This window comes from Streptococcus sciuri, from assembly GCF_024814375.1.
Taxonomy (GTDB): Bacteria; Bacillota; Bacilli; order Lactobacillales; family Streptococcaceae; genus Streptococcus; species Streptococcus sciuri.
On record NZ_JANUXX010000001.1, the window covers coordinates 282161 to 307431 of the forward strand.

Annotated in this window: 22 protein-coding genes and 1 pseudogene; 3 read left to right on the forward strand and 20 right to left on the reverse strand. The window is 37.6% G+C overall.

All coding sequences use genetic code 11. The features are described 5' to 3' along the window. Positions 1-58: 58 nt before the first annotated feature. The 5 genes from NXS10_RS01385 to gyrA all read right to left on the reverse strand — a co-directional run bounded on the left by NXS10_RS01385 (position 59) and on the right by gyrA (position 6175). Positions 59-1315, reverse strand: coding sequence for an NRAMP family divalent metal transporter (locus NXS10_RS01385; RefSeq protein ID WP_259136843.1), 1257 nt, complete (start codon positions 1313-1315; stop codon positions 59-61). A gap of 143 nt (positions 1316-1458) precedes the next feature. After that, complete coding sequence (locus tag NXS10_RS01390; protein ID WP_259136845.1) at positions 1459-2427, reverse strand: DUF1002 domain-containing protein; 969 nt, start codon at positions 2425-2427, stop codon at positions 1459-1461. A 101-nt stretch (positions 2428-2528) separates the two neighbouring features. Then, complete coding sequence (gene gloA2, locus NXS10_RS01395) at positions 2529-2930, reverse strand: SMU1112c/YaeR family gloxylase I-like metalloprotein (protein WP_259136847.1); 402 nt, start codon at positions 2928-2930, stop codon at positions 2529-2531. Positions 2931-2967: 37 nt separating this feature from the next. After that, a complete protein-coding gene (locus tag NXS10_RS01400) occupies positions 2968-3717 on the reverse strand; it encodes a class A sortase (RefSeq protein ID WP_259136849.1) in 750 nt (249 codons plus the stop codon). Between the two features lie 13 nt (positions 3718-3730). Next, entirely contained in the window at positions 3731-6175 is a 2445-nt protein-coding gene (gyrA, locus tag NXS10_RS01405) for a DNA gyrase subunit A (protein ID WP_259136851.1), read from the reverse strand. Positions 6176-6426: 251 nt separating this feature from the next. Between gyrA and NXS10_RS01410 the strand changes: the two genes are divergently transcribed. Next, positions 6427-7416 (forward strand): L-lactate dehydrogenase, encoded by a 990-nt coding sequence (locus NXS10_RS01410; RefSeq protein WP_259136852.1) that lies wholly within the window; start codon positions 6427-6429, stop codon positions 7414-7416. Between the two features lie 105 nt (positions 7417-7521). Here NXS10_RS01410 and nox read toward each other — a convergent pair whose 3' ends face one another. The 9 genes and pseudogenes from nox to NXS10_RS01455 all read right to left on the reverse strand — a co-directional run bounded on the left by nox (position 7522) and on the right by NXS10_RS01455 (position 16753). Continuing rightward, the gene (gene nox, locus NXS10_RS01415; protein ID WP_259136855.1) at positions 7522-8889 is read right to left on the reverse strand and encodes a H2O-forming NADH oxidase; all 1368 of its coding nucleotides are present in this window, start codon (positions 8887-8889) and stop codon (positions 7522-7524) included. A 121-nt stretch (positions 8890-9010) separates the two neighbouring features. After that, positions 9011-9964, reverse strand: a complete 954-nt coding sequence (locus NXS10_RS01420) for an ABC transporter permease (protein ID WP_259136857.1) — start codon at positions 9962-9964, stop codon at positions 9011-9013. Position 9965: 1 nt separating this feature from the next. Next, positions 9966-11027, reverse strand: coding sequence for an ABC transporter permease (locus NXS10_RS01425; protein WP_259136859.1), 1062 nt, complete (start codon positions 11025-11027; stop codon positions 9966-9968). Continuing rightward, positions 11027-12553 carry an ABC transporter ATP-binding protein gene (locus NXS10_RS01430; RefSeq protein WP_259136860.1) on the reverse strand — a complete coding sequence of 509 codons (1527 nt, stop codon included), beginning with the start codon at positions 12551-12553 and terminating at the stop codon, positions 11027-11029. The genes NXS10_RS01425 and NXS10_RS01430 overlap by 1 nt, the downstream gene beginning before the upstream one ends. Before the next feature lie 135 nt (positions 12554-12688). Then, positions 12689-13738: a BMP family lipoprotein gene (locus tag NXS10_RS01435; RefSeq protein WP_259136862.1), complete on the reverse strand. Its 1050-nt coding sequence runs from the start codon at positions 13736-13738 to the stop codon at positions 12689-12691. Between the two features lie 61 nt (positions 13739-13799). Next, positions 13800-14201, reverse strand: a complete 402-nt coding sequence (locus NXS10_RS01440) for a cytidine deaminase (protein ID WP_263008808.1) — start codon at positions 14199-14201, stop codon at positions 13800-13802. Then, positions 14188-14853, reverse strand: coding sequence for a deoxyribose-phosphate aldolase (deoC, locus tag NXS10_RS01445; protein ID WP_259136864.1), 666 nt, complete (start codon positions 14851-14853; stop codon positions 14188-14190). Before deoC ends, NXS10_RS01440 begins: the two co-directional genes overlap by 14 nt. A 37-nt stretch (positions 14854-14890) precedes the next feature. Beyond that, positions 14891-16167 (reverse strand): annotated as a pseudogene (locus NXS10_RS01450) (pyrimidine-nucleoside phosphorylase). Beyond that, positions 16154-16753, reverse strand: a complete 600-nt coding sequence (locus NXS10_RS01455; protein ID WP_259136866.1) for a class I SAM-dependent methyltransferase — start codon at positions 16751-16753, stop codon at positions 16154-16156. Before NXS10_RS01455 ends, NXS10_RS01450 begins: the two are co-directional and overlap by 14 nt. Before the next feature lie 115 nt (positions 16754-16868). Between NXS10_RS01455 and coaA the strand changes: the two genes are divergently transcribed. Beyond that, a complete protein-coding gene (gene coaA, locus NXS10_RS01460; protein ID WP_259137335.1) occupies positions 16869-17789 on the forward strand; it encodes a type I pantothenate kinase in 921 nt (306 codons plus the stop codon). Positions 17790-17842: 53 nt separating this feature from the next. Then, positions 17843-18094: a 30S ribosomal protein S20 gene (gene rpsT, locus NXS10_RS01465; RefSeq protein WP_259136868.1), complete on the forward strand. Its 252-nt coding sequence runs from the start codon at positions 17843-17845 to the stop codon at positions 18092-18094. A 72-nt stretch (positions 18095-18166) separates the two neighbouring features. Here the strand turns inward: rpsT and NXS10_RS01470 are convergent, their stop codons facing one another. The 6 genes from NXS10_RS01470 to pstB (NXS10_RS01495) form a co-directional block, all read right to left on the reverse strand. Next, positions 18167-19495, reverse strand: coding sequence for a sensor histidine kinase (locus NXS10_RS01470; RefSeq protein ID WP_259136870.1), 1329 nt, complete (start codon positions 19493-19495; stop codon positions 18167-18169). Continuing rightward, a complete protein-coding gene (locus NXS10_RS01475; protein WP_259136872.1) occupies positions 19479-20159 on the reverse strand; it encodes a response regulator transcription factor in 681 nt (226 codons plus the stop codon). The genes NXS10_RS01470 and NXS10_RS01475 overlap by 17 nt, the downstream gene beginning before the upstream one ends. A gap of 142 nt (positions 20160-20301) precedes the next feature. Continuing rightward, positions 20302-22848, reverse strand: a complete 2547-nt coding sequence (locus NXS10_RS01480; protein WP_259137337.1) for a M1 family metallopeptidase — start codon at positions 22846-22848, stop codon at positions 20302-20304. Between the two features lie 141 nt (positions 22849-22989). Next, positions 22990-23643 (reverse strand): phosphate signaling complex protein PhoU, encoded by a 654-nt coding sequence (gene phoU, locus NXS10_RS01485; RefSeq protein WP_259137339.1) that lies wholly within the window; start codon positions 23641-23643, stop codon positions 22990-22992. Positions 23644-23671: 28 nt separating this feature from the next. Beyond that, complete coding sequence (pstB, locus tag NXS10_RS01490; RefSeq protein ID WP_259136874.1) at positions 23672-24433, reverse strand: phosphate ABC transporter ATP-binding protein PstB; 762 nt, start codon at positions 24431-24433, stop codon at positions 23672-23674. Positions 24434-24441: 8 nt separating this feature from the next. Further along, positions 24442-25245, reverse strand: coding sequence for a phosphate ABC transporter ATP-binding protein PstB (gene pstB / locus NXS10_RS01495; protein WP_259136876.1), 804 nt, complete (start codon positions 25243-25245; stop codon positions 24442-24444). Between the last annotated feature and the right edge of the window lie 26 nt (positions 25246-25271).

The window sequence follows — 25271 nt, forward strand, 5'->3', positions numbered from 1 at the left end:
CAGATATACTGATACTATTCTACGATAAAAAAGCCAGTTCAAAAAACTGACTTTTTCTTTAAACAGCTCCTGTTAGCATAGCGTATAAGAAGAATAAGGCAAATCCAAAAAGATAAATCAATCCTACAATTGATAAGATGTTTAACCATTTAGCAATACGATGTTCTTTATTATTGACTAAAATATAATTAAGATATGCAAAAAATGGGGTTGTCAAGAAAGAAGCAATCATAGCAAAGCGTAACATGGTAGCAACATTTCCTGAGAAGAAAAAGATAATTATAATAGCAATAGCTGAGGTCGCCGTCATCCAAATGTTTAGATTTTTTTGCTTCGCTTCTTTTTCTCCTAACAGTAAACGCAAAGTTTCGTTATTAGCGCGTGAATACCCATCAATAACGGTGATAACTGTACCAAATATGCATAAAAAAGCAATGAAAGCAATCAAGAGACGAGACCAATTACCAAGAGCTTTAGCATACATACCGATAAACTGGTGGATATAAGCTGCACTAGCTCCCTGCACTTTTTCGCCAGTTCCAAATTGGATGAGAGCACCGAGGGCTAAAAAGATAAAAGCTAGAATAGCTGTACCAATATAACCAACATTAAAATCAAATAACCCATCTTTATAAGAAACCTTAATACTCTTTTGTTTTTCGACACTCCACATCGAGTTAATCGCTGAAATTTCAATAGGAGCCGGCATCCATCCCATCAAAGAAACAATAAAAGGTAAAGCGGACAATTGCCAAGGGCTGGGTGCACTAAAGTTTGGAACATATTCTCTATGCTGGAACAGAGCGATAATGACTGCCAAGCTGGTAGCTAAGGTCAGAGCAATCATCACCCACTTAGATAATCCATCTATAAAGCGATAACCACCAATTAGAAGCATTGCCCAAGTCACTACAATAATTATAGTTGTTAACTGCGAAATAGATAGTCCAAATCCATTTGGAAAAACATTATACAAAATAGCTGCTGCTAATATGCCGACAGCTGCTGTGTTGACCAAAGCAGAAAAGATATTCATTACAAAAAAGAGAATAAGATAACCTTTTCCTTTTTCGCTATAGCCTTCTATCAAGCTTTTTCCTGTTGTCATCGTATACTGTGTTCCAAACCGAAAGAATGGATATTTAAACAAATTGATTAGTAAGATGATAATGGCTAGTTGCCATCCATAAATAGCTCCAGCTTGTGTTGATGAGACGATATGTGAACCACCGACAGCAGCGGATGCCATCAAAATTCCAGGTCCCATTGCTCTAAGACGTGCCTTCCATACTGTTTGACTATCTATAGTATCCATAATAAACTCCTTTACTAAATCATCGTCTGATAATTCTGAATATACTGGGATTGTATCAATTTATAGAAAAATTGTCAATGCTTTCTGAAATTTTTTTGAAAAATAAAAAAGCAACTAAGAATTTCCTAGTTACTCCTCATTCTTTATGAAAATAAATTCGTAAAGAAAGTGACGATTTGTTGCCACAAATTAGCAAAGAAGCCTTTACTTGACTCAATAGCGCTGTTAGCATCAAAGTTCAGATTGATACCGCTAAAAGTTGATTTGGCTTTTGAGACAATACTATTTTTTAGAGTTGTCAAAGTTGATTTAAAATTACTGTTTTTGATAACAGAACTTTTTGATAAATTAACAGCAAAGTTGACGATAATAGTAATTTGGTTGTTGGTCATAGTATCCTTTAGGCCATAATTAGATAAGGTGTCCTCGACAATCTTCCGTATATCAGACTCGGATAAACTAGAACCACCATCAGCGATAGCAGATTTGATGTCAGTCATAGCAACATTCAATTTATCCGCATCATAGCCTGCTTTGTTTTGATTTTCTGCATTAATATCAGACAAAGCATTGAGCTCTTCTTGGGCAAGGGCTTTACTTTCTGCAGAGACAGTAGCTCCATTTTTTTCTAAAGAGTAATAAATTCCTGCAAGAGCACTTTCACCTGTTACTTGAATAGGAGAAGCAACCGTAATTTCAGCATGTTCAATACCTAACGTAATAGCTGCATTACGATACATATCTTGAGTAACTTTAGTGATATTTTCTGGTGTCACAATAGAGACACTCAACCCTTTAGAAGCACCTAATTTCTTGATTTTTACAGATGAATAAAGTTGCAAGCTGCTATCATCTGCCACATCCATAATAAAAGCGTAAGCACTTGTCGTTAGTGTCTTAACGTTCGTATCTTTTGATGAATCATATCCCAAAAGAGATAGCGTTTCTGTGCGTTGACTATCTGAAAGCGAATAGCCCAGCACGTAATCAGGTTGTACGTAAGACTCATCAATGACTTTTTGAACACTACTAGTCGCTGCATCTACTCTTGATACGCTAAAGAATGCCACAAAGACCAAGACAACACCTACAATAATTTTTTTCAAATGCATAATTACCCTCGTTTGTCTTTTTTCCTAACTTTTTTCAAAATCTTACGATTCATTATAACATTTTTTGCTTAAAGAAAGATATACCATCCAGCCATAAACTCTTATTCGTGCAATTCTAAGGGCAAACCATCTGGATCAAAGAAAAAAGTCATCTTCTCATCTGTAAAAGTATCTTTGCGAATAGGTTCTACAAAAATCCCTAGATTCTCCAATTCTTTTTTACGTATTTCGATGTCATCTACTTTAAAAGCAAGATGCCTCAATCCACACGCTTCAGGATAGCTGAGACGTTGTGGAGGTTTCTTATAGGTAATATCCGTACTTTTCTGTCCAAAAATCTCTAGCTCAATCGAACCACATCTCAAATCTAATTTGTAGTCCTGTCGATCTAATCTATGATGTTCACGAATAATCTCAAATCCTAGCTTATCTACATAAAAATCACGCGATGTCGTATAATCTGAAACGATTAAAGCTACATGATGAACAGCCTTCCATTGCATTTTAAACTCCTTTCTCTTGTAGAAAATCAGAAATGATTTACAGCGTCATTTGGTTGTAAGATTTGCTAAAAGCATCTAGAATTTCTTGACTGGCTTCATTATAATCAACTGCTGTACTCAACTCACCATGTACAATGGTACGCTCAGTAGCTTCTGCATCAGTGCAGGTGACTAAAGTAACTTGACTTTTTCCTGCTTCGTCATCAATGACTTCGATATGATCAGGGGTTACCGTCGTTATATCCGTAATCACATAGGTATAAACTTTTTCCTTATCTGTGAGGTAAATCTTCATGCCTTTTTTAGCTTTATCAAGAGGAGAAAAAAGCATATCTGTTGAACCTGTTATCCCAAAAACATGGTGACTCGCAAGAGCATAATTATTCTCCCCACCCATCACTTGATTCTCTTTCATTGTACCTGCACCATAAGAAAGTTCGGTATTTCCGACACCTTTAAAAATCGGCAAATTGATTCCCACATCAGGAATGGCAATACCACCTATAACAGGCAACTGCTGCGCATCCATTTGTGCTTTTAAGATAGACTCTGCACTGATAGACTGTACAGAAGCAAAATCATAGGTTGTCTTCGCTCTCTTATTTTTTTCAATTGTTTTCTTACTGATTTTAGTAATCTGATACTTGTTTGTATTCATTCCAATCAGAAAATTTCGGATTGGTTTATTGAAAATCAACGCTAGTCCGACAAGAAGAAGGAGAATAAAGAGAGTAATCTTCAGCCCATTGATGATTTTTTTCACTTTTTTCGTTTTATGCTTTGTCATACTTGTTTTTTTCTTACTCCTCGCTAACTTCTGTTTCTTCCTCACTTGCTACTAGGGCAAAAGTAACAATCTTAGCATCGTCTGCTAATCGCATCAACTTGACTCCTTGGGCACTACGACCTGTTTCAGAGATAGTAGCGACACTCATACGAATAACCACTCCTGTATCTGTAATCACCAGTAAGTCTTCATCACCAGAAACGGTAACAAGACCTGCCAAAAAGCCATTTCGTTCAGTAATATTAGCTGTCTTGACTCCTTGACCGCCACGATTTTTAGTAGAGTAAGCATCGGCTGGTGTCCTTTTTCCATAACCTTTTTCAGTCACAATCAAGACATCTTGATTATCTCGGATTGTTGAAACGTCAATCACTTGATCGTTTTCTCTTAGCTTAATCCCTCTAACACCTGCTGCTATACGTCCCATTACTCGTACATTCTCTTCTTTGAAACGAACAGCATAAGCCATACGAGTCCCAATAATAATCTCATCACTACCACTTGTTGTGACAACACTCATCAGCTCATCTCCTTCTTTGAGTGTCAGAGCTTTGAGTCCATTTTGACGGATACGTTGAAACTCTGCGACTGGTGAACGTTTTACAAGCCCCTGTCTTGTCGTAAAGAAGAAATACGACTCGTCTGCACTACTGTCCAAATTAATCATAGTCTGGACAGTTTCTCCTTCGTCTAAATGCAATAGATTGACAATTGGAATGCCTTTTGCACTGCGACCATACTCAGGTATTTCATACGCTTTCAGGTGGTAAACACGTCCAAAGTTAGTGAAAAAGAGCAGAGAGTCATGAGTATTAGTTGAGACTAAATCCTTGACAAAGTCGTCTTCATTGACACCAGTTCCTTGAACACCACGACCACCACGTTTTTGCGCACGAAACTCATCTTGTGCTAAACGTTTAATATATCCCTTATTAGAAAACGTAATCAACACATCTTCTTCTTCAATCAAATCCACATCTTCAAGCGTTAATACCTCACCAATCATGAGTTCCGTTCTGCGTTCATCAGCATACTTACGTTTAATCTCGTCCATCTCGTCTTTGATAATAGCAATCACACGCTCTGGTTTTGCTAAAATATCGGCTAAATCTACAATCAACGCAAGCAAATCATTATATTCAGATTGAATCTTATTGCGTTCCAAACCTGTTAAACGACGCAAACGCATATCCAAAATCGCTTGGCTTTGACGTTCAGACAAATCAAAACGAGTTCTCAACTCAGCCTGTGCGATATTGTCCGTCTTGCTGTTGCGAATAATGCTAATGACTTCATCAAGATGATCAAGTGCAATCAGCAATCCCTCTAAGATATGGGCACGAGCTTCAGCACGTGCTTTGTCAAACGCCGTGCGACGAACAATAACTTCTTTTTGGTGTTCGATATAGTTATCAATAATTTGGCGAAGTGTCAAAATTTTAGGAACACCCTTTTCAATCGCCAACATGTTAAAACTGAAATTTGTTTGAAGCTGTGTCAGTTTAAACAAATTGTTTAGGATGACACTGGCGGAAGCATCGCGTCTAATTTCAATAACCAAACGAACTCCCTCACGATTAGACTCATCTCGAACTGCAGTGATACCTTCAATGCGTTTTTCCTGTACCAAGCGTACAATATGCTGATGAACTTTTATCTTATTAACTCCATAAGGAAACTCTGTGACAACGATACGCTCTCTACCTGTTGATGTTATCTCAATCTCAGTTCGTGATCGTAAAACAATAGAACCTTTTCCTGTATCATAGGCTTTGTAAATTCCAGAACGTCCCATAACCAAAGCCCCTGTAGGAAAATCAGGACCAGGAAGTACTTCCATCAAATCACGAGTTGTCGCATCTGGATTATCCATGACCAGCTTGACTGCTTCAATAGACTCTGCCAAATTGTGTGGTGGAATGTTTGTAGCCATCCCAACAGCGATACCAGTCGCACCGTTGACTAAAAGATTTGGAAAACGTGCTGGTAAAACCAAAGGCTCACGTTCACTTCCGTCATAGTTATCTTGAAAATCAACTGTATTTTTATTGATATCACGCAACATCTCAAGCGCAATCTTGCTCATACGAGCTTCGGTATAACGCTGAGCAGCGGGACTATCACCATCCATTGAACCAAAGTTGCCATGCCCATCAACTAGCATGTGACGATAAGACCACCATTGTGCCATACGCACCATTGCCTCATAAATCGAGGAATCTCCATGTGGATGATATTTCCCCATGACATCCCCTGTGATACGAGCTGACTTTTTATGTGGTTTATCAGGCGTTACCCCTAATTCATTCATCCCATAGAGAATACGACGATGAACAGGCTTTAGACCATCTCTCACATCTGGCAATGCCCTTGCGACAATAACACTCATCGCATAGTCAATGAAACTCGTCTTCATCTCACTTGTTAAATTGACATTTACTAAATTTTTATCTTCCATGAGTAGCTATCCTTTATGTTACTACCATTAGTATACCATATTTTCTCTTAATTTCCTTTATTTTTATTGATATACTCCGAACATTAAAAGAATTATGGCAGAACACAAGCAACACTTTTCTGAAAGTTACTTGTGATATTTTTATCATTTTCCAATTTTTTCACCTTTCCTAGTGACATAGTGCTTTGAAAGTGCTAAAATAAATGGGTATGGGATTTTCCCCAGAATAAATTTAAGGAGATGTTTAGATAATGACTGCAACTAAACAACACAAAAAAGTTATCCTTGTCGGTGACGGTGCCGTAGGTTCATCTTACGCATTTGCACTTGTTAACCAAGGAATCGCACAAGAATTGGGTATCGTTGAAATCCCAGCGTTATTTGATAAAGCTGTCGGTGATGCTGAAGACCTCTCACACGCTCTTGCTTTCACTTCACCAAAGAAAATTTATGCTGCAACTTACGCAGACTGTGCAGACGCTGACCTCGTTGTTATCACTGCTGGAGCTCCTCAAAAGCCAGGTGAAACGCGTCTTGATCTTGTTGGTAAAAACCTTGCAATCAACAAATCAATCGTTACTGAAATTGTCAAATCTGGATTTAACGGTATCTTCCTTGTCGCTGCAAACCCAGTTGACGTTTTGACTTACTCAACTTGGAAATTCTCTGGTTTCCCTAAAGAACGTGTTATTGGTTCAGGTACTTCTCTTGATTCAGCTCGTTTCCGTCAAGCACTTGCTGAAAAACTTGGGGTAGACGCTCGTTCTGTCCATGCTTACATCATGGGTGAACACGGTGACTCTGAATTTGCTGTTTGGTCACACGCTAATGTTGCTGGTGTAAATCTTGAAAGTTACCTTCAAGATGTTCAAAATTTCAATGGCGAAGAACTTGTCGATCTCTTTGTAGGTGTCCGTGATGCCGCTTACTCTATCATCAATAAAAAAGGTGCTACTTTCTACGGTATCGCTGTAGCACTTGCTCGTATCACTAAAGCTATCCTTGATGATGAAAAGGCCGTTCTTCCAGTTTCTGTATTCCAAGATGGTCAATACGAAGGTGTCACTGATTGCTACATTGGTCAACCAGCTATCGTTGGTGCTCACGGTATCGTGCGTCCGGTTAACATTCCACTTAACGACAAAGAGTTACAACAAATGCAATCTTCCGCTAAAGAACTGAAAGCTATCATCGACGAAGCATGGGAAAACCCAGAATTCCAAGCAGCTTCTAAAAACTAAGGTCTAATTCAGTAAAGAAAAAACCTGAGGTTGTTTCTTTGTTTGTTTGTTTTTCTAGATTACCATCAAAAAGTGAGTTGATTATCCGTCAACTCACTTTTTGATTTATTCAGCTGATAAAGCAGCCATTGTGATATAGTTATAAGGTTGATTGAAATGTGGTAAAAAGAAGAGATCTGTCAATGCTAATTTTTCGATAGTGACCTTTTCTTGAATAGCGAGAGAAAAGAGGTGAATAGCTAATGCAATATCATCGTAAGAAGCCATCTGACAACCTAAAATGACACGACTATCCTTATCATAGACAATCTTAATCGTCACTTCATAGTTATCATGTTTGATAAAACCTGGTTTTTGCAAGTCTGTATAGGTTGTCTCAACAGCATTGTAGCCTGCTTGTTTCGCTTTTTCAAGCGTCAAACCTGTTGACACCATGTGAAAACCATAAATAGAGATACCATTTGATCCTTGAACACCAATACCTTCAAGTTCATGACCACAAGCATTGTGAGCTGCTACGATGCCTGTACGCACAGCATTTGAAGCAAGGGCAATATAGTTCACATCATCTAAAGAGTTATCATAGACAGTAGCACAGTCACCGATAGCATAAACATCTTTTAGACTAGTTTCTTGTTTCTTATCAACCACCCATGCTCCATTTCGGAAAGTGTCAAGACGTCCTTTACCAAGTGCTGTATTTGGACGGAAACCAACTGCCATAATAACCATATCGACATCAAAGATTTCTTTATCTGTCACAAGACGTTCAACCTTGCCATCCCCCTCCACTGATTGGACAGCTTGACCGTAAGCTAAACGAATTCCGTGTTCTTCTAGGTTTTTACTCATCAAATCTGTTAGGTCACGATCATAGTAACCAACCATACAAGTTTCTGCGATATCAACAAGTGTTACTTCTTTACCGATACGTTGGAAAGCTTCCGCTAATTCGACACCAATGTAACCTGCACCTACAACAGCCACACGATTGATACCTGGTTTAGCCAATTTTTCAATAACTTCTGCTGAATTTTGGTAAAGTTTTACAAATTGAAGATTTTCAAGAGTTGCTTTAAATTCATTTGAGCCTTCTTCAATTTCAACTCCTTTAATTGATGGAATAACAGGCTGTGAACCTGTCGCTAAAATCAGTTTATCATAGGACTCAATATGCTCTTTACCATTGACAAGAGCTTTAACTTCTTTTTTATCAAAATCAATATCCAATACAGGAGACTCCATATACACCTTTGCCCCCATACTTTCTAATTGCTCTTTGTCTGAATAAAACAAACCTTCTGGTCCATCAATTTGTTTACCAATCCAAAGTGCCATTCCACACCCTAGAAAAGAAATGTTTGAGTTTTGATCAAATGTAACAATCTCATTTTCTTCTCCGTAGTTACTAAGCATGGTTTTGATAGCTGCTGTACCAGCATGATTTGTTCCAACAACAACAATTTTACTCATAATGAAATTCCTCTTTTCTACATCTTACAATGACATTATACCATATTTGTAAACCGCTTACAATATTTTTACATATCTTTTTCGAATGACTTAAAAAACTTCTCTCATTTGAGAGAAGTTTTTATTTAGATTTAATATAGTTAATACCATCTGCTTTTGGTGCTACTGCTTTTCCAAGAAAGACAGCCAAAACGATAATCGTTAGAACATACGGTGTAATTTGTAAATACACTGCCGGAATAGCTTTTAACAGTGCTAGATTGCCACCGATAACGGCCAAGCTTTGCGATAAACCAAAGAAAAGACTAGCTAGCATAGCACCTATTGGATTCCATTTCCCAAAAATCATAGCTGCAAGGGCGATAAAGCCTGGTCCAGAGATAGTGGTTACAGCAAAATTACCTGAGATGGATTGTGCATAGATAGCCCCTCCCATACCTCCAAGTAAACCTGAAATGAGAACCCCCATATAACGCATGGCATAAACATTAATTCCAAGAGTATCAGCCGCTTGAGGATGCTCTCCTACCGACCGTAAACGTAAACCAAAACGTGTTTTATAAAGGATAAACCACGCTAAAAAAGTAAAGGCAACCACCACATAACCAATAGCGCTGGTACCTGCGAAGAAAATATCGCCAATAATTGGAATTTTAGTAAGTATTGGAAAATCAAATCTACCAAATGATTGCGTAATACTGTCTGTTTGTCCTTTATTGTAGATAACACGGCAAAGAAAAACAGCAAGAGCAGGTGCTAAAAGGTTGAGTACAGTACCACTGACAATATGATCAGCACGGAAATTGACTGTAGCGACTGCATGGATAACTGAGAATAAGAGCCCAACAATCCCACCAACTAACACACCTATCCATGGTGTAGAGCTGCCAAATATATCTGCAAATTCTAGATTAAAAACCACTCCAGAAAAAGCTCCCATGACCATGATACCTTCTAAACCAACATTAACTACACCACTACGTTCTGAAAATGTACCACCAATACTGGTCAAAATCAAGGGGGTTGCATAAATTAAAGTTGTTGAGACTAAAAGTGATAATGTTGTAATTGACACTTTACTTACCACCTTTCATTTGTTTTTTGGACTTAATGAAACGCTCAATGATATAATGCGCACCGACAAAGAAAATAATCAAAGCCGTTATGATGCTAACCAATTCTTTGGGAATTCCAGCGATTGTCATTCCTGATGAACCAACGCTAAGAAATGAGAAGAGAAAAGCTGAAAAAAGAATACCGATAGGATTATTTTGAGCAAGAAGAGCTACCGCCATACCATCAAAACCAATGGATACAGAACTTGCCTGCACAAAGACATTCTCAAAAGTTCCAAGACCGTAGACAACTCCACCCAAACCTGCAAATGCACCTGAGATAATCATTGATAAAATGATTGTACGTTTAGCAGACATACCTGCGTACTCACTAGCATTTGGATTTAATCCAACCGAACGAATTTCAAAGCCAAGAGTCGTTTTATTGAGCAAGAACCAAATGATAATCATACCAATAATGGCAATAAAGATACCAATATTCATCCGAGAGTGATTGGTCAATGTATCTAACCAAGCTGTCTGATAAGATACATTTTCAGAAACTTTTATACTAGAGTCCGCATTACGCATTATGCTTTTAGCAAAAAGATTTCGTATAACAGCATTGCCTGAGTAAAGAACGATATAATTCATCATGATTGTTACGATAACTTCGCTTGTCCCAAGATAAGCACGTAAAATACCTGGAATAGCTCCAATAATACCACCAGCAATCAACCCAATAAGGACTGTAGATATAATGCTCAATGGACGACTCATATCAGGATTTGACAAACCAAACCATCCAGCAGCAATCCAACCAGCATAAGCTTGTCCTGGTAATCCAATATTAAAGAAACCAGCTCGACTAGCTACTGCAAAACCAAGTGCCACTAAAATAAGTGAACCCATACTTGTAAAAATTTCACCAATATCTTTAGCACTGCCAAAAGCCTTAGTAAAAAGTTCCTCATATCCCCAAATGGGATCATAGCCAAAGATAAACATAATAATAGCACCTAGAACGATTCCCAAGAATACTGAAATGAGAGGAACCGCAATTCGTTGAATCTGTTTAGACATTACTCGCCTCCTCTTCCAACATTACCACCAGCCATCAAAATACCTAACTCTTTCTTATTTGTTTCAGTAGGTATGACGATACCTTGGATACTTCCATCATGGATAACAGCAATACGGTCTGAAAGATTGAGAATCTCATCCAATTCAAAGCTCACCACAAGTACTGCTTTACCTTTATCTCTCTCTTCAATCAGTCGTTTATGAATATACTCAATTGCCCCAACATCTAAACCACGAGTTGGTTGGCTAACAATTAAAAGATCTGGATCTCGATCAAGCTCCCGCGCAATAATAGCTTTTTGCTGATTTCCTCCTGAGAATCCTTTTGCTGGTACTAATTCATTAGCTCCACGGACATCAAATTCCTTCATCAATTTACGAGCTTTTTCGTTGATATTACTGATATTAAGAATACCATGTTTACTCATTGGTTCTTTATAGTAAGTCTGCAATGCCATATTTTCAGCTAAAGTCATCTCAAGAACTAAACCATCACGGTGACGATCTTCAGGGACATGCCCTACACTCAGTTCTGTAATTTTACGAGTTGTCAAATGGGTAACATCTTGTCCTTTGATAGCGATACTTCCTGATTTAATCTTTCTTAAACCTGTAATAGCTTGCACCAACTCGCTTTGACCATTACCATCAATTCCTGCGATACCAACAATCTCACCACCACGAACATCAAGATTTAACTGCTTAACAGCAGGCACACCACGGTTTTCATTAACCACTAAGTCTTTAATAGATAGGATAACGTCTTGTGGCTTTGCTGGTACTTTTTCTGCCACAAAGGAAACAGAATGTCCCACCATCATCTCCGCTAAGTCTGCAGAACTGATACCAGCTACCTCAACTGTCTCAATACTCTTACCGCGACGAATAACTGTCACACGGTCTGCTACAGATCTAATCTCATCTAACTTATGCGTAATAAGGATGATAGACTTGCCCTCTTTGACGAGATTACGCATAATATCCATAAGCTCTGCGATTTCTGAAGGTGTCAAAACAGCTGTTGGCTCATCAAAGATAAGAATGTCAGCACCACGATAAAGTGTCTTTAAAATTTCAACACGTTGTTGCATCCCAACAGAAATATCGGACACTTTAGCATGAGCATCAACTGCCAAACCGTATTTTTTAGATAATGCTTCAATATCTTTGGTTGCCTGTTTCAGATCTAGCACTCCATTTTTTATAGTTTCTGTCCCAAGAATGATATTTTCAGCAACAGTAAAAGCTTCCACTAACATAAAGTGTTGGTGCACCATCCCAATACCAAGCTGAGAGGATTTTGATGGCGAATCAATTGTAACACGATTACCATTGATTACAATCTCACCACTAGTTGGTATCAACAAGCCAGCTAACATATTCATAAGAGTCGATTTTCCAGCACCATTTTCTCCCAACAATGCATGGATTTCACCCTTTTGAATGGACAAGTTGATATGGTCATTTGCAACAAAATCACCAAATTTTTTGGTAATTTCCTTCATTTCAATGACATGCTTAGACATATCTTCTCCCTTTCAAGAAATAACAATTATAGTTCAGTAAAACACACCTATAGGCATGCTTTACTGAGATATAATTGTGATATACCTCAGCTTAGAAAAAAGCGATCTCTTAGACCGCCTTTCTTCTAAGATTAATTATTTTTCGGGGATTTTGATATCTCCGTCAATAATTTTTTGCTTTGCTTCTTTGACAGCAGCGTTCGTATCTGCACTTGTGTTGGTAAGAGCAATATCTACACCGCCCACTTTCAGACCATAACGTGTAGTTTTTCCGCCAGGAAACTTACCATCAAGTGTATCATCGGAAATCAATTGAACCGCTTTGCCAACTTCTTTGATAGTAGAAGCAAGAACAAAGTTAGATGTTTGTCCATCTTTAGATTTATAATTACCATCTTCTTTTTGGTTACGATCAACACCAATTACCCACACTTTATCAGCTTCATTCCGACTTTCATTGATAGATTTAGCTTCACTAAAGACTCCTGTTCCAGAACCACCTGCTGCATGGTAGATAACATCTGCCCCTTCTGCATATTGAGCGGCTGCAATTGTTTTTCCTTTTGCTGCATCACCAAATGAACCAACGTAATTAACTTTGACTTGAATAGTATCATCAACTGACTTAACACCAGCTTTGAATCCAGCTTCAAAACGGTCAATAACTGTACTTTCTTGTCCTCCTACAAAACCGACCGTTTTTGTCTTAGTTGTTTTAGCAGCTACAATACCTGCAAGATAGGCAGCCTCATTATCTGCAAAAAGAACACTTGCAACATTATCTTTCTTCTTGATTTCGTCATCAATAAGGACAAAGTTTGTATCGGTATTGTTATCAGCGGCATCTTCAACAGCATCATGAAGTGCAAATCCGATACCAAAAATCAATTGGTAACCACCTGAGACAGCAGTATCCAAGTTGTTGGTGTATTCTGATTCATTTGTTGATTGGAAATAATCATACCCTTTTCCCTTTTTGAGGTTATGCTTTTTTCCCCATGCTTGCAGACCTTCCCACGCAGACTGGTTGAATGATTTATCATCAATACCACCAACATCCGTAACCATAGCAACTTTTAAGCTACTGTTTGTGCTACTTGACTTCGCTTTATGACTACTACACGCAGCCAAGCCAAGTGCAGTAACCGCCGCTAGACCTAAACCGATAACCTTCTTTTTGTTCATCAAAATGAACCCTCCCTAAAAACTAAAATACTGAAGTCTTACGACTTTGAATCTTTACAGACTATGTTAAATCTGTAAACGAATATGGAAGTAACTCCTCGACCGTCGTCTCGACCGTCGTCATACCATCTTCTGCAATCAAAATGACTTTAGCAGATGGAGCAAAAAACTCACTCATTACTTGGCGACAAGCGCCACATGGCGAAATTGGTTTGGCGGAATGACCATAAATAGCAATTGCAGATAACACTGTGCACCCCTCCGAAACAGCCTTAAAAATCGCAGTTCTCTCTCCACAGTTTGTCAAACCAAAACTGACGTTTTCAATATTGCATCCTGTAAAAACAGCATCACTTTTAGCTCTAACCGCTACTCCTATCGGAAAATGTGAATAAGGGACATAGGCTTTCTCACTAGCTTTGATGGCTAACTCTACCAACTCCTTATCACTAATATCCACCATCTACTTTATCTCCAGATACTATATTGACTCCTGCAGATGTTCCGATACGCGTTGCACCAGCTGCAATGAATGCTTCTACATCTGCTAAACTACGAGCACCACCTGCTGCCTTAACTCCAACATTTGAACCTACCGTTTGACGCATTAAAGCCACATCTTCTACCGTAGCACCATGTAATGAAAAGCCAGTTGATGTTTTCACATAATCCGCACCAGCTATTACAGATAGTTGACACGCTTTAACCTTTTCATCATTGGTCAATAAACATGCTTCAATGATGACCTTGACTAGCTTACCTCCACTTGCATCAACAACAGCACGAATATCCTCCTCAACTTCATCGTACTGTCTAGATTTGAGTTTTCCAATATTGATGACCATATCCACTTCATCGGCACCATTAGAAATAGCATCTTGCGTCTCAAAAGCTTTTGTTCGACTTGTCGATGCTCCTAGAGGAAAACCAATTACCGTACAGACCTTGATATTACTGTTTTTTAGCTGTTCTTTAGCATAAGCCACCCAAGTTGGATGGACACAAACACTTGCAAAATGATAAGCTTTTGCTTCATCGGTTAATTGTTTAATTTGTTCCTGTGTACTCTCTGGCTTTAGCAGAGTATGATCAATATACATATTGACAGAAGTCATAACGTCTCCATTTTTGTAATATCATCTTTTATCGAAATTATGAGATAATTTCGATGATTTCGCATACTGCTGTTCTCTCTTTACCTATTTTAACATTTTTTTTAAACTCTGTAACCTCTTTTTCACCTAATATTTTATCTGAGTAGATTGTCGCTAGATTATCACCCACTTTAACACTATCTCCAACCTTATTATGAAAAACAATCCCTGTTTCATAATTGATTTTATCAGTTTTGACTAAGCGTCCTCTCCAAGTTTCATAGCAAAAAGACCAAATTCTAAGGCTGGTAAACTTTCAATGTAACCTTCTTTCTCAACAATAATGTTCGTTGTATATTTAGCTCGAGAACTACGATATAAATCGTCTAAATCACCACCTTGCGCTACCACCATCTCCTGAAACTTATGCAGTGCAGATCCATTGATAAGATGATGATAAATCTCCTCAACAGATTTTTTTACTCCTGCTAAATCAAGCATTATCTTGGCTAGATCACAGATAAACTGCGTCAAATCACATCGCCCTCTTCCCTGCATAATCTCTAGTGCTTCTAACACCTCGAGACGATTACCAATAGCACAACCCAGAGGTTGGGACATATCGGTAATAACAGCTACAGTTTGGCGCCCCACTTCATTTCCTAAATCCACCATTGTTCTAGCAAGTCGTCGAGCTTCATCAACTGTTTTCATAAAAGCCCCATTACCAACCGTGACATCAAGTAAGATTTTATCTGCGCCTGCTGCGATTTTTTTACTCATCACAGAGCTTGCAATCAAAGGGATACTATCTACGGTAGCTGTAACGTCACGAAGTGCATAAAGCATCTTATCCGCCTTAACCAATTTGTCTGATTGCCCAATCACTGAAAGATTACTTGCTTTTACTTGATTGATAAAGTCTTCTTCTGTACGTTCACTTTGAAATCCCTTAATTGATTCGAGCTTATCTAATGTTCCTCCTGTGTGCCCAAGACCTCGTCCACTCATCTTAGCAACAGGCACACCAAAACTGGCAACGAGGGGTGCCAAGATGAGTGTTACCTTGTCTCCTACACCACCTGTTGAGTGTTTATTTATCTTTATACCCGAAATAGATGACAAGTCAATCACATCACCAGACTTAACCATACACATGGTAAGATCCCTTACTTCACGCATAGACATTCCTCGAAAGCAAACAGCCATCGCAAACGCCGACATTTGATAATCTGGCACACTACCGTCAACATACCCTGCAATGAACCACTCAATCTCTGCTGTAGATAACTCTCCACCATCACGTTTCTTTTGGATCAAATCAACTGCTCTCATCCTTTGTGCTCCTTAAAATGTAATACCCTTTATCTTTTTTGATAATCTCGCAGTTACCAAATACTTCTTTCATTTTAGATTGAGCGCTAGGAGCTCCTTGTTTTTTCTGAATAACAATCGTCAAATCACCGCCAACATCAAGGTAGGTAACACTATCTTCGATAATGGTATGAACAACTTTTTTTCCTGCTCTGATGGGTGGATTACTGATAATATGTTGGAAAGTTCCTGTAACCTTTTCATAAAGATTAGACTGAAAAATATTTGCTTCAACAGCATTTACTATAGCATTTTTTTGGGCTAGAGCAACCGCACGTTGGTTGATGTCAACCATGGTAATATCCAAATCTTGCGCTTTAGCAAGAGTTATACCCAACGGACCATAGCCACAACCTATATCTAAAAGACGCTCTCCCCTTTTAAAATCAAGCGTTTTAAGCAAAGCCTGACTGCCATAATCCACCATTTTTTTAGAAAATACTCCTGAATCTGTTAGTAAACGCAGAGATTGCCCCAATAACTCAACTGTGAGTTCATGAACGTCGTGAGCGGCATCTGGGTATTCTTCATAATACATGTTAGCCATTGCTACTCCTTTATCTTAGATGACTTTTGTTTCTAATCAAATTGTATCACAACTTGAAATGGTTTTCAATTTCTCACCGAGATGGTATAATAAGAGAACACTAGGAGATAATATGATGACTGACGAATTTATCAATTTTGAACAGCTGTCACGATCTGAGTGGCAAAAACTCCATCAACAAAGCAATCTATTGTTGACTGAAAAAGAACTTGAAGCAATCAAAAGTCTGAATGATCGCATTGACACCATCGATGTCCAAGAAATTTACCTTCCACTTATTAGCCTCATTGAGATCTATAAACGCTCAAGAGATAATTTGGCATTTGCAAAAAGTATTTTTCTCAAAAAAAAAGAGAGCAAATCTCCCTTTATCATTGGCATATCAGGTTCAGTTGCCGTTGGTAAATCAACAACTAGCCGACTCTTGCAATTACTTTTAGCGCGTACTTTCCCCAATAAACGAGTTTCACTCGTAACAACAGATGGCTTTTTATATCCTAATATTACCTTGAAGAAAAAAGGCATTCTCAATCGCAAAGGGTTTCCAGAGTCCTATGATATGGAAAGGCTACTAAATTTTTTGGATGCTATCAAAAATACAAAAAAAGCGTATGCCCCTATTTATTCACATGAAATCTATGACGTCCTCCCCAATCGTATGCAAACCATAGCAGATCCTGATTTTCTCATCATTGAAGGGATAAATGTTTTCCAAAATCAGCAAAATAACCGCCTCTATATCAGTGACTATTTTGATTTTTCAATCTATATTGATGCCGATAGTCGTCAAATTGAAAAATGGTATTTGGAACGCTTTGAAAGTCTTTTAGAACTCGCTAAAAAAGATAAAACAAATTACTATCACCGCTTCACCACCATGTCTAAAAGTGCTGTTTTATCAATGGCTAGGGATATTTGGAAAACTATCAATCTCGTTAATTTAGAAAACTATATTGAGCCAACACGTAATCGTGCCGAAGTGATTTTACATAAAGCTAATAACCACAAGATTGATAAAATTTTTCTCAAAAAATGATAAGGACTTGTCAAATACAAATTATTTCGATATAATAGGATAGTTAAATCAATATGGAGGTAAAGACATTGGCAAATATCAAATCAGCTATTAAACGCGCTGAACTTAACGTTAAGCAGAATGCAAAGAACTCAGCTCAAAAATCAGCTATGCGTTCTACAATCAAAGCTTTTGAAGCAAACCCAAGTGAAGAACTCTTCCGTGCTGCTTCTTCTAGCATTGATAAAGCAAAATCAAAAGGTTTGATTCATAAAAACAAAGCAAGTCGCGATAAAGCTCGTCTTGCAGCAAAATTAGCAAACTAATTTATGAAAAGGTTTGTAAATCAACTTTTTCATAATAAGTAAAAAAGAAGTATCTAAAAAGATACTTCTTTTTTACTTATTAATTGGTATTTTCACTTCAAAAATTGTTCCCTGAGGGGTGTTATCTTTTACCATGATAGAACCCTTTAAAGATTTGACAATTTGCTGTGCTAAAGATAATCCCAAGCCAAAACCACCTTGTTGGCGCGTTCTTGCTTTGCTCACTCGATAAAATCGATCAAATATTTTCTTTTTATCTGTATCACTAATACCAAAACCATTATCTGCAATAGACAATAGCAATGTTCGCTCAGTTGTTTTCACGGTAAAATCAATCACACCATCATCTCCAGTGTATTTCATAGCGTTATCAAACAGGATAGTCATCACTTGTTTTAAAAGTGTTCGGTCACTTTTAAAGGAACGTACTACGAGATTTTTAGGATTGAATTGTTTGCCACCTTCTTCGGCGATTAAGCTATAATTTTCAAAGATAGTTTCAATTTCTTCTGGTGTAATTAGTGTCAAATCGGCTTTAATACCATCATCTCGTCTAGCCAAATTTAGTAAATTAGTTGTTAATAAACGCATATTGCGAACTTCTTCTAAGCTAGAGGCAAGATTTTCAAAATTATCCAGAATTGTCTCATTAGGTTTACGTAATAATACCTCTAAGCGATTTTGCAAAACGGATAACGGTGTTCTAAGCTCATGACTAGCATTTTCAACGAAACTCTTTTGCTTTTCGTAACTTTCAATGATTGGCTTTCTGGTCCACATCGCCAAGTAAATACTTGCTCCGATGGAAACGATCCAGAAAATTACCATTAGGGTGATAATAATACGCTCATAACGTTCTTTTGCTGCAACGAGCTGCTCGACATTGACGGCAATAGTCATATACTTAACATTAGGATAATTGGTATCATGTACCTTAACGGTAATGTAGTGGTAATGTTCATTTTCTTTGGTAAAAAGACTAGGAACCGTTGCTGAAATAATTGTACCACGTTTTCTAACATCCACATCTAAATTTTGCAGTTTTGAAAAATTGGTATTTTCCGTTAGACGATTCCCCTTTTCATCAAAAAGGATGATATCTATATTAGATGTTGCTTTAGTAATAGAAATCTTGGGTTCATAGGTTGTGTCGTTATCATCACTACTATCCGTTTCAGTCACTGTAATCGTCCTAGCCACAGCAAGTGCGACATATTGGTTTGCATTCTTAGCAATGGCAGTCAAGCTACTATCTGGCGAAGCATAAAGACCTGTCCTCATCACTTGCAAAATCAGAGTAGTCATAATAATGAAAATGCCTGAAAAAACCGTAAAAAAATGGAAAAAATGCTCGAATCCTGCGGAAGATAGGATACTTTTAATATTATTGCTCTTCAGCATTTTTTAGAATATACCCCACACTACGTAACGTCTGCAAATTATCAACAAATTGAGTTCCCTTTAATTTTTTGCGAATTTTTGAGACATAAACTTCAACAACTGATATGGTCGTATCACTATCAAATCCCCAAATGCGATCAAAAATCTGAGATTTAGGAAGAATGACATTTTGATTTTGTAAAAAATAGACTAGCAAATCAAACTCTTTTCCAAGCAACTCAACAGTTTTGTCACCAACAGTTGTCACATTAGTTGAAGTATCAACAGTTACATCCCCATAAGCCAAGTTATTATTGGTCAACTTACCAGAACGTTTAAGAAGTGCTTGGATACGCATCTTTAATTCTTCAAGATAAAAAGGTTTCGTCAGATAATCATCAGCTCCTAGCTCAAAACCATGTCCTTTATCATCTAGTCCTTCCTTAGCAGTCATAATCAAAACAGGTGTCATATTTCCCTTTTCACGAAGTTCTTTTAAGACTTGAAAACCATTTTTTTCAGGTAACATCAAATCCAACAAAATAAGGTCATAAATACCACTCTCGGCTTCGTACAACCCTTCTTCGCCATCAAACACTTGCATAACATCTGCAAAGTCATCCAAAAAATCAAACACAGAATTAGATAAGCTCAAATCATCTTCAATCAATAAAATCTTAATCATAACTGCCCCTTTCTTCAAGTCTGCGAGACAATAAGTGTCTTTAGTATTCGTTTATCTCACTCAAAGATATCACAGAAAACTTAATAACATCTAAATTACGGCAAAAACCTGCGACGAAGTCGTAGGTTTTGTCACCGACAAACTAATCTATCGCTGATTTAATTGCTGCAAGAACAGCTGTTTTATCAGACTGAATTAAAGCAATACGTGCTGAAATTTCTTTAATTCCCATAGCAATCATACGACTAATAGCCCTATCGTTCAATTGAGGTTCAAAGAACGCTTTAAACTCATCTAAACGTTCTTGGGTTTTAAATTTGTTAGCAGGATAAATCACAAATCTATCAAAACTCATATCACCGCCTAGTGTCGTTTTAATCCAATCCCAATTTTCTTGCGCCCATTGCCAAGCTACACCTTGCGTAAAATCACTAGATAGGAAAGCAAAATACCAACTGCTAGCTAAATCCTGTGGCTTAACGACCGTCTTATCCTTCCATTTGCTAAGAAGAAGTTCTAAATGAGCAGTATTTGTCGTCTTTGATAAAGCTTGTGCTAACTGACGTTGAAAAGAACCATCTGTTGCTGAGGCATACAAGTCAAGATAGTGACTAACTAAATCCTCTGTTTCAGCTACCTTCATTTGATTGATAAGAACCAGAGAACGAATAGCCGCAGGGATATCAGCAAGATGATTTTCATATTTGGCAAAAATCTGACTCGTTTTTTCAGTTACTGTGCTATCACCTGAAAAAATCATATTAGCAAGTGTTATCTGACGTACCATCTCATCCTCATCACTCTCACCATCATGCTTTTCAAATCCAAGACGATGATAGTTTTCTCTACTAATTAAAGCAACAAGTTTTTTAAAGGCTTCCTCTTCTTTAGAACCTTCTGTCACAAAAAGCTTCAAGCCATCTATAACTTGCCTAATAGCAGCAGTTACCAAATAGGAGGTTTCGTGTTTGAGATTGGCAATCAAAGGCACAAGACTTGCATAGGAAATACGTCCACTTTCAGCCAACAAACGGCGCTCTTGTATAACTTGAAGTTTAAAAACATTATCCAGCTCTTGTAATTCTTCTAAAAGATTGTCCAATAATTCACCAGTGTACTCCGTCACATAATGTGCAGTATTTTCTGTATTGAGACGAAGAGCGCCATCATTTCGTTGAACTAGGTCGCTATAGTTTGGAATAGAGATACTCTTTTCTGTAAGAACTTCAGGCAAGCCTTCCCAGTTGCTATTTAACGGAATCTGCCACAATCGTTTCTTCTCATCTTTTTCACCGATAAAGAATTGATTTTGTGAAATCACCAAGACATCGTCTTGCACACTGACCGTTACCACAGGATATCCTGATTGCTCTAACCAAGAATTCATAAAAGCTGCAACATCTTTTCCAGACGCTTGCGACAAAACTTCCCAAAGCTGATAACCTACAGTATTACTGTATTGATACTTCTCAAAGTAATTTTTTAATCCTTTAGCAAAAGCTTCGTCTCCCAGCCAACGACGGAGCATATGCATCAGTCGACTTCCTTTAGCGTAGACAATAGCAGGATCAAATAAAGTGTTAATTTCATCTGGATGATTGACCTCGACATGGACAGACTGCACCCCAACAGTCGCATCACGTTTAAGAGCTAAAGGCACACCACTTGTTTGGAAATCTTCAAAAATATTCCAACTAGGTTCAATTGCTGCAATCGCTACATATTCCATCATATTGGCAAAGGACTCGTTGAGCCACAAATCATCCCACCATTTCATGGTTACCAAGTTACCAAACCATTGGTGAGCTACTTCATGAGCGATGACAAGAGCGACCTGCTGACGACTTGACACAGTCGAATTTTCATCCACCAAGAGATAAATCTCACGATAAGTCACTAGCCCCCAGTTTTCCATAGCACCAGCTGAAAAATCTGGAATAGCTACATGAAGTGACTGCGGAATAGGATAGAAAACACCAAAGTAATCTTCATAAAATTCAATGACACGCTTAGCAATATCGAGCGAAAAAGTTAATTCTTGCACTTGATGAGCACGTGTTGTGTAAGAGCCAACTAAAGTTCCATTTTTAGTTTTCGTTGTTACTCCATGCAAAGCTCCAAAAGCAAATGCTAACAAATAAGACGACATACGTGGCGTTGTCTCAAAAGTCCACAAACCTGTTTCTTTTCTGCGCTCAACATCAATCTCAGGCATATTGGACAAAGCTAAGTCGCCCTCTTCTTCGTCAAATTTCAAACTCAAATCAAAGGTTGCCTTAGCTTCTGGCTCATCGACACATGGAAAAGCTTCTCTTGCAAAATGACTTTCAAACTGGGTTGAGATAATTTCCTTAGTCACTCCATCCAATTTATAGTAAGATGGGTAAATTCCTGTCATATTATCCGTGATAGTGCCCGAAAACTCAATGACAAGTGTCATACTTCCTGTCTCTGGCAATTCAATATGGACTGCCTCATTAGCATCGTCCTTTTCAAAAGGTAATTCTTGATTATCTAATAAAATGGAATGAATCACTAACGCTTTCTGGTGAAGCGAAATTTTGTTATCAAGAGCTTCACCGTTAATGGCAACATTACCTGTAAAAACTTTGTCTTTTCGACTAATTTCCAAGAAAAGATTATAATTCTCTGGGACAAAAGTGTTTACAAAATGCTCAACTTGCATGATTTTCCTCACTAATTCCTCAATATTCTACTGTATTATAGCACAAAACAAATAAGAATACTAGACCTAATGATTTACACGAACTCCTTCCCACATATAAAAACATCTATCTCAAAAATGAAATAGATGTAAAACAATAAGAAATTACATTTCAATGATTTTGCCTGTCTCAAGGTAAACAATCCATTCGCAGATATTGCGTGCATAGTCACCAATACGTTCTAAGAAAATAATCACTTGAAAATATTCTTTACCCGCAAAAAGAGTAGCCGGTTGCTTTTTAATTTCTTCAATAGCTAAATTTTGAATATCACGAAAATAATTATCGATTTTTTCATCTGAAGCTGCGATTTCATAAGCACGGTCGCTATCAAGGTTTATATAAGCCTCAAAAGCTTCTTCAAGCATTTGTTTAACTGCTTTTCCCATCTCATTAATTTGTTTTTCAACAACTGCAATACGTTCTTCACCTTTCATGCGAATGGTAGCTTTTGCAATAGAAGCTGCATGATCCCCCATACGCTCAACATCGCTAGATGCTTTCAAAACAGTGATAACCGTGCGTAAATCTTGAGAGACTGGTTGTTGTAAGGCAATGATTTCAAGAGATTTTTTTTCTAATTTTGATTCGAACTCATTGACTACTTCATCCTTTTCGATGACTTCTCTAGCCAATTCACGATCATGTGTGACAAAGGAACGGACAGCTTTATTGAGTTGTCCAACAACCTCAGTCCCCATTGCATAGAACTGATTGTATAGCTTTTCTAATTCTTCTTCAAATTTTGAACGTAACATCATACTTTCACTTTCCTTTTTATTTTTATTAGCCAAACTTTCCAGAGATATATTCTTCTGTTTCTTTATGTTTTGGATTGAGAAATACTTCTTTAGTGTTGCCGTACTCTATAAGCTTTCCATCTAAAAAGAAACCTGTGCGGTCAGAAATACGAGAAGCTTGAGACATCGAACGTGTTACGATTAACATCGTATATTGTCCTTTCAAATCGTAAAGTGTTTCTTCTATTTTCCCTGCTGAAATAGGATCAAGCGCTGACGTTGGCTCATCAAGAAGGATGATTTTGGGATTTGTAGCTAAGACCCTTGCGACACATATTCGCTGTTGCTGACCTCCAGATAAACCAGTAGCTGAATCATGCAAACGATCTTTGACTTCGTCCCAAATAGAAGCACCACGTAACGAGTTCTCTACAGCTTCATCAAGTCGTTCTTTATCTTTAACCCCCTTTAACCTCAGTCCATAAACAACATTTTCATAAATTGTCATTGGAAAAGGGTTTGGTTGTTGAAAAACCATACCAATTTCTTTACGTAAAGCAACGGTGTCCATTTTTGGACTATAGACATTGTGTCCATTATAATCAACAGCACCTGTTAATGTGACTTCTGGATTAAGATCATGCATGCGGTTAATAGCACGAAGCAATGTCGATTTACCAGAACCAGACGGACCGATAAGGGCAGTAATTTCATTTGGATAAAAATCAATAGAAACACTATTTAACGCTTTTTTCTTATTGAAATAGACTGATAAATCATGTACATCTAAAATTGGTTTTTTTGTCATGAATCCTCCTATCCAAAGTGACCTGAGACATAATCGCTAGTAGATTGTAATTTAGCATTTTGAAAGATATTATTAGTTTTATCATACTCAATCAAATTTCCGAGATAGAAAAATGCAGTATAATCACTAGCTCTTGCTGCTTGTTGCATATTGTGCGTTACAATGATAATGGAATAGTCTTTTTTCAACTCAAACATCGTCTCTTCCAGCTGCATCGTTGCAATCGGATCAAGTGCTGATGCTGGCTCATCCATAAGTAAAATGTCTGGTTTTACCGCAATAGCACGAGCAATACAAAGACGCTGTTGCTGACCCCCTGATAGGGTGAAAGCGGACTTATGCAAATCATCTTTCACTTGCTCCCATAGTGCAGCTTGCTTGAGGGAAGTTTCGACAAGTTCATCTAAAAACTGTTTATCTCTCACACCAGAACGCTCATAAGCAAATGTGATGTTTTTATAAATGGACTTTGCAAATGGATTTGGGCGTTGAAAAATCATACCAATATGCTTACGCATTTCATATACATTGATATTTGAAGCATTAATATCAATCCCCTCATAAAGAATTTCACCCGTTACTTTAGCGATATCAATAGTATCATTCATGCGGTTAAGACTTCGTAGATAAGTAGATTTTCCACAACCAGATGGACCGATAAGGGCTGTGATTTTATTTTTTTCAAACTGCATATCAATCCCTTTAATAGCTTCTTTATCACCATAATAAACATGAAGATTCTTAGTTTGAAGGGTGATTTTGTCCTCAGGGATAGTGATAATATGGCGCTCATTCCAATTATAATCTGCCATAAAAACTCCTTTAAAACCTTTATAAC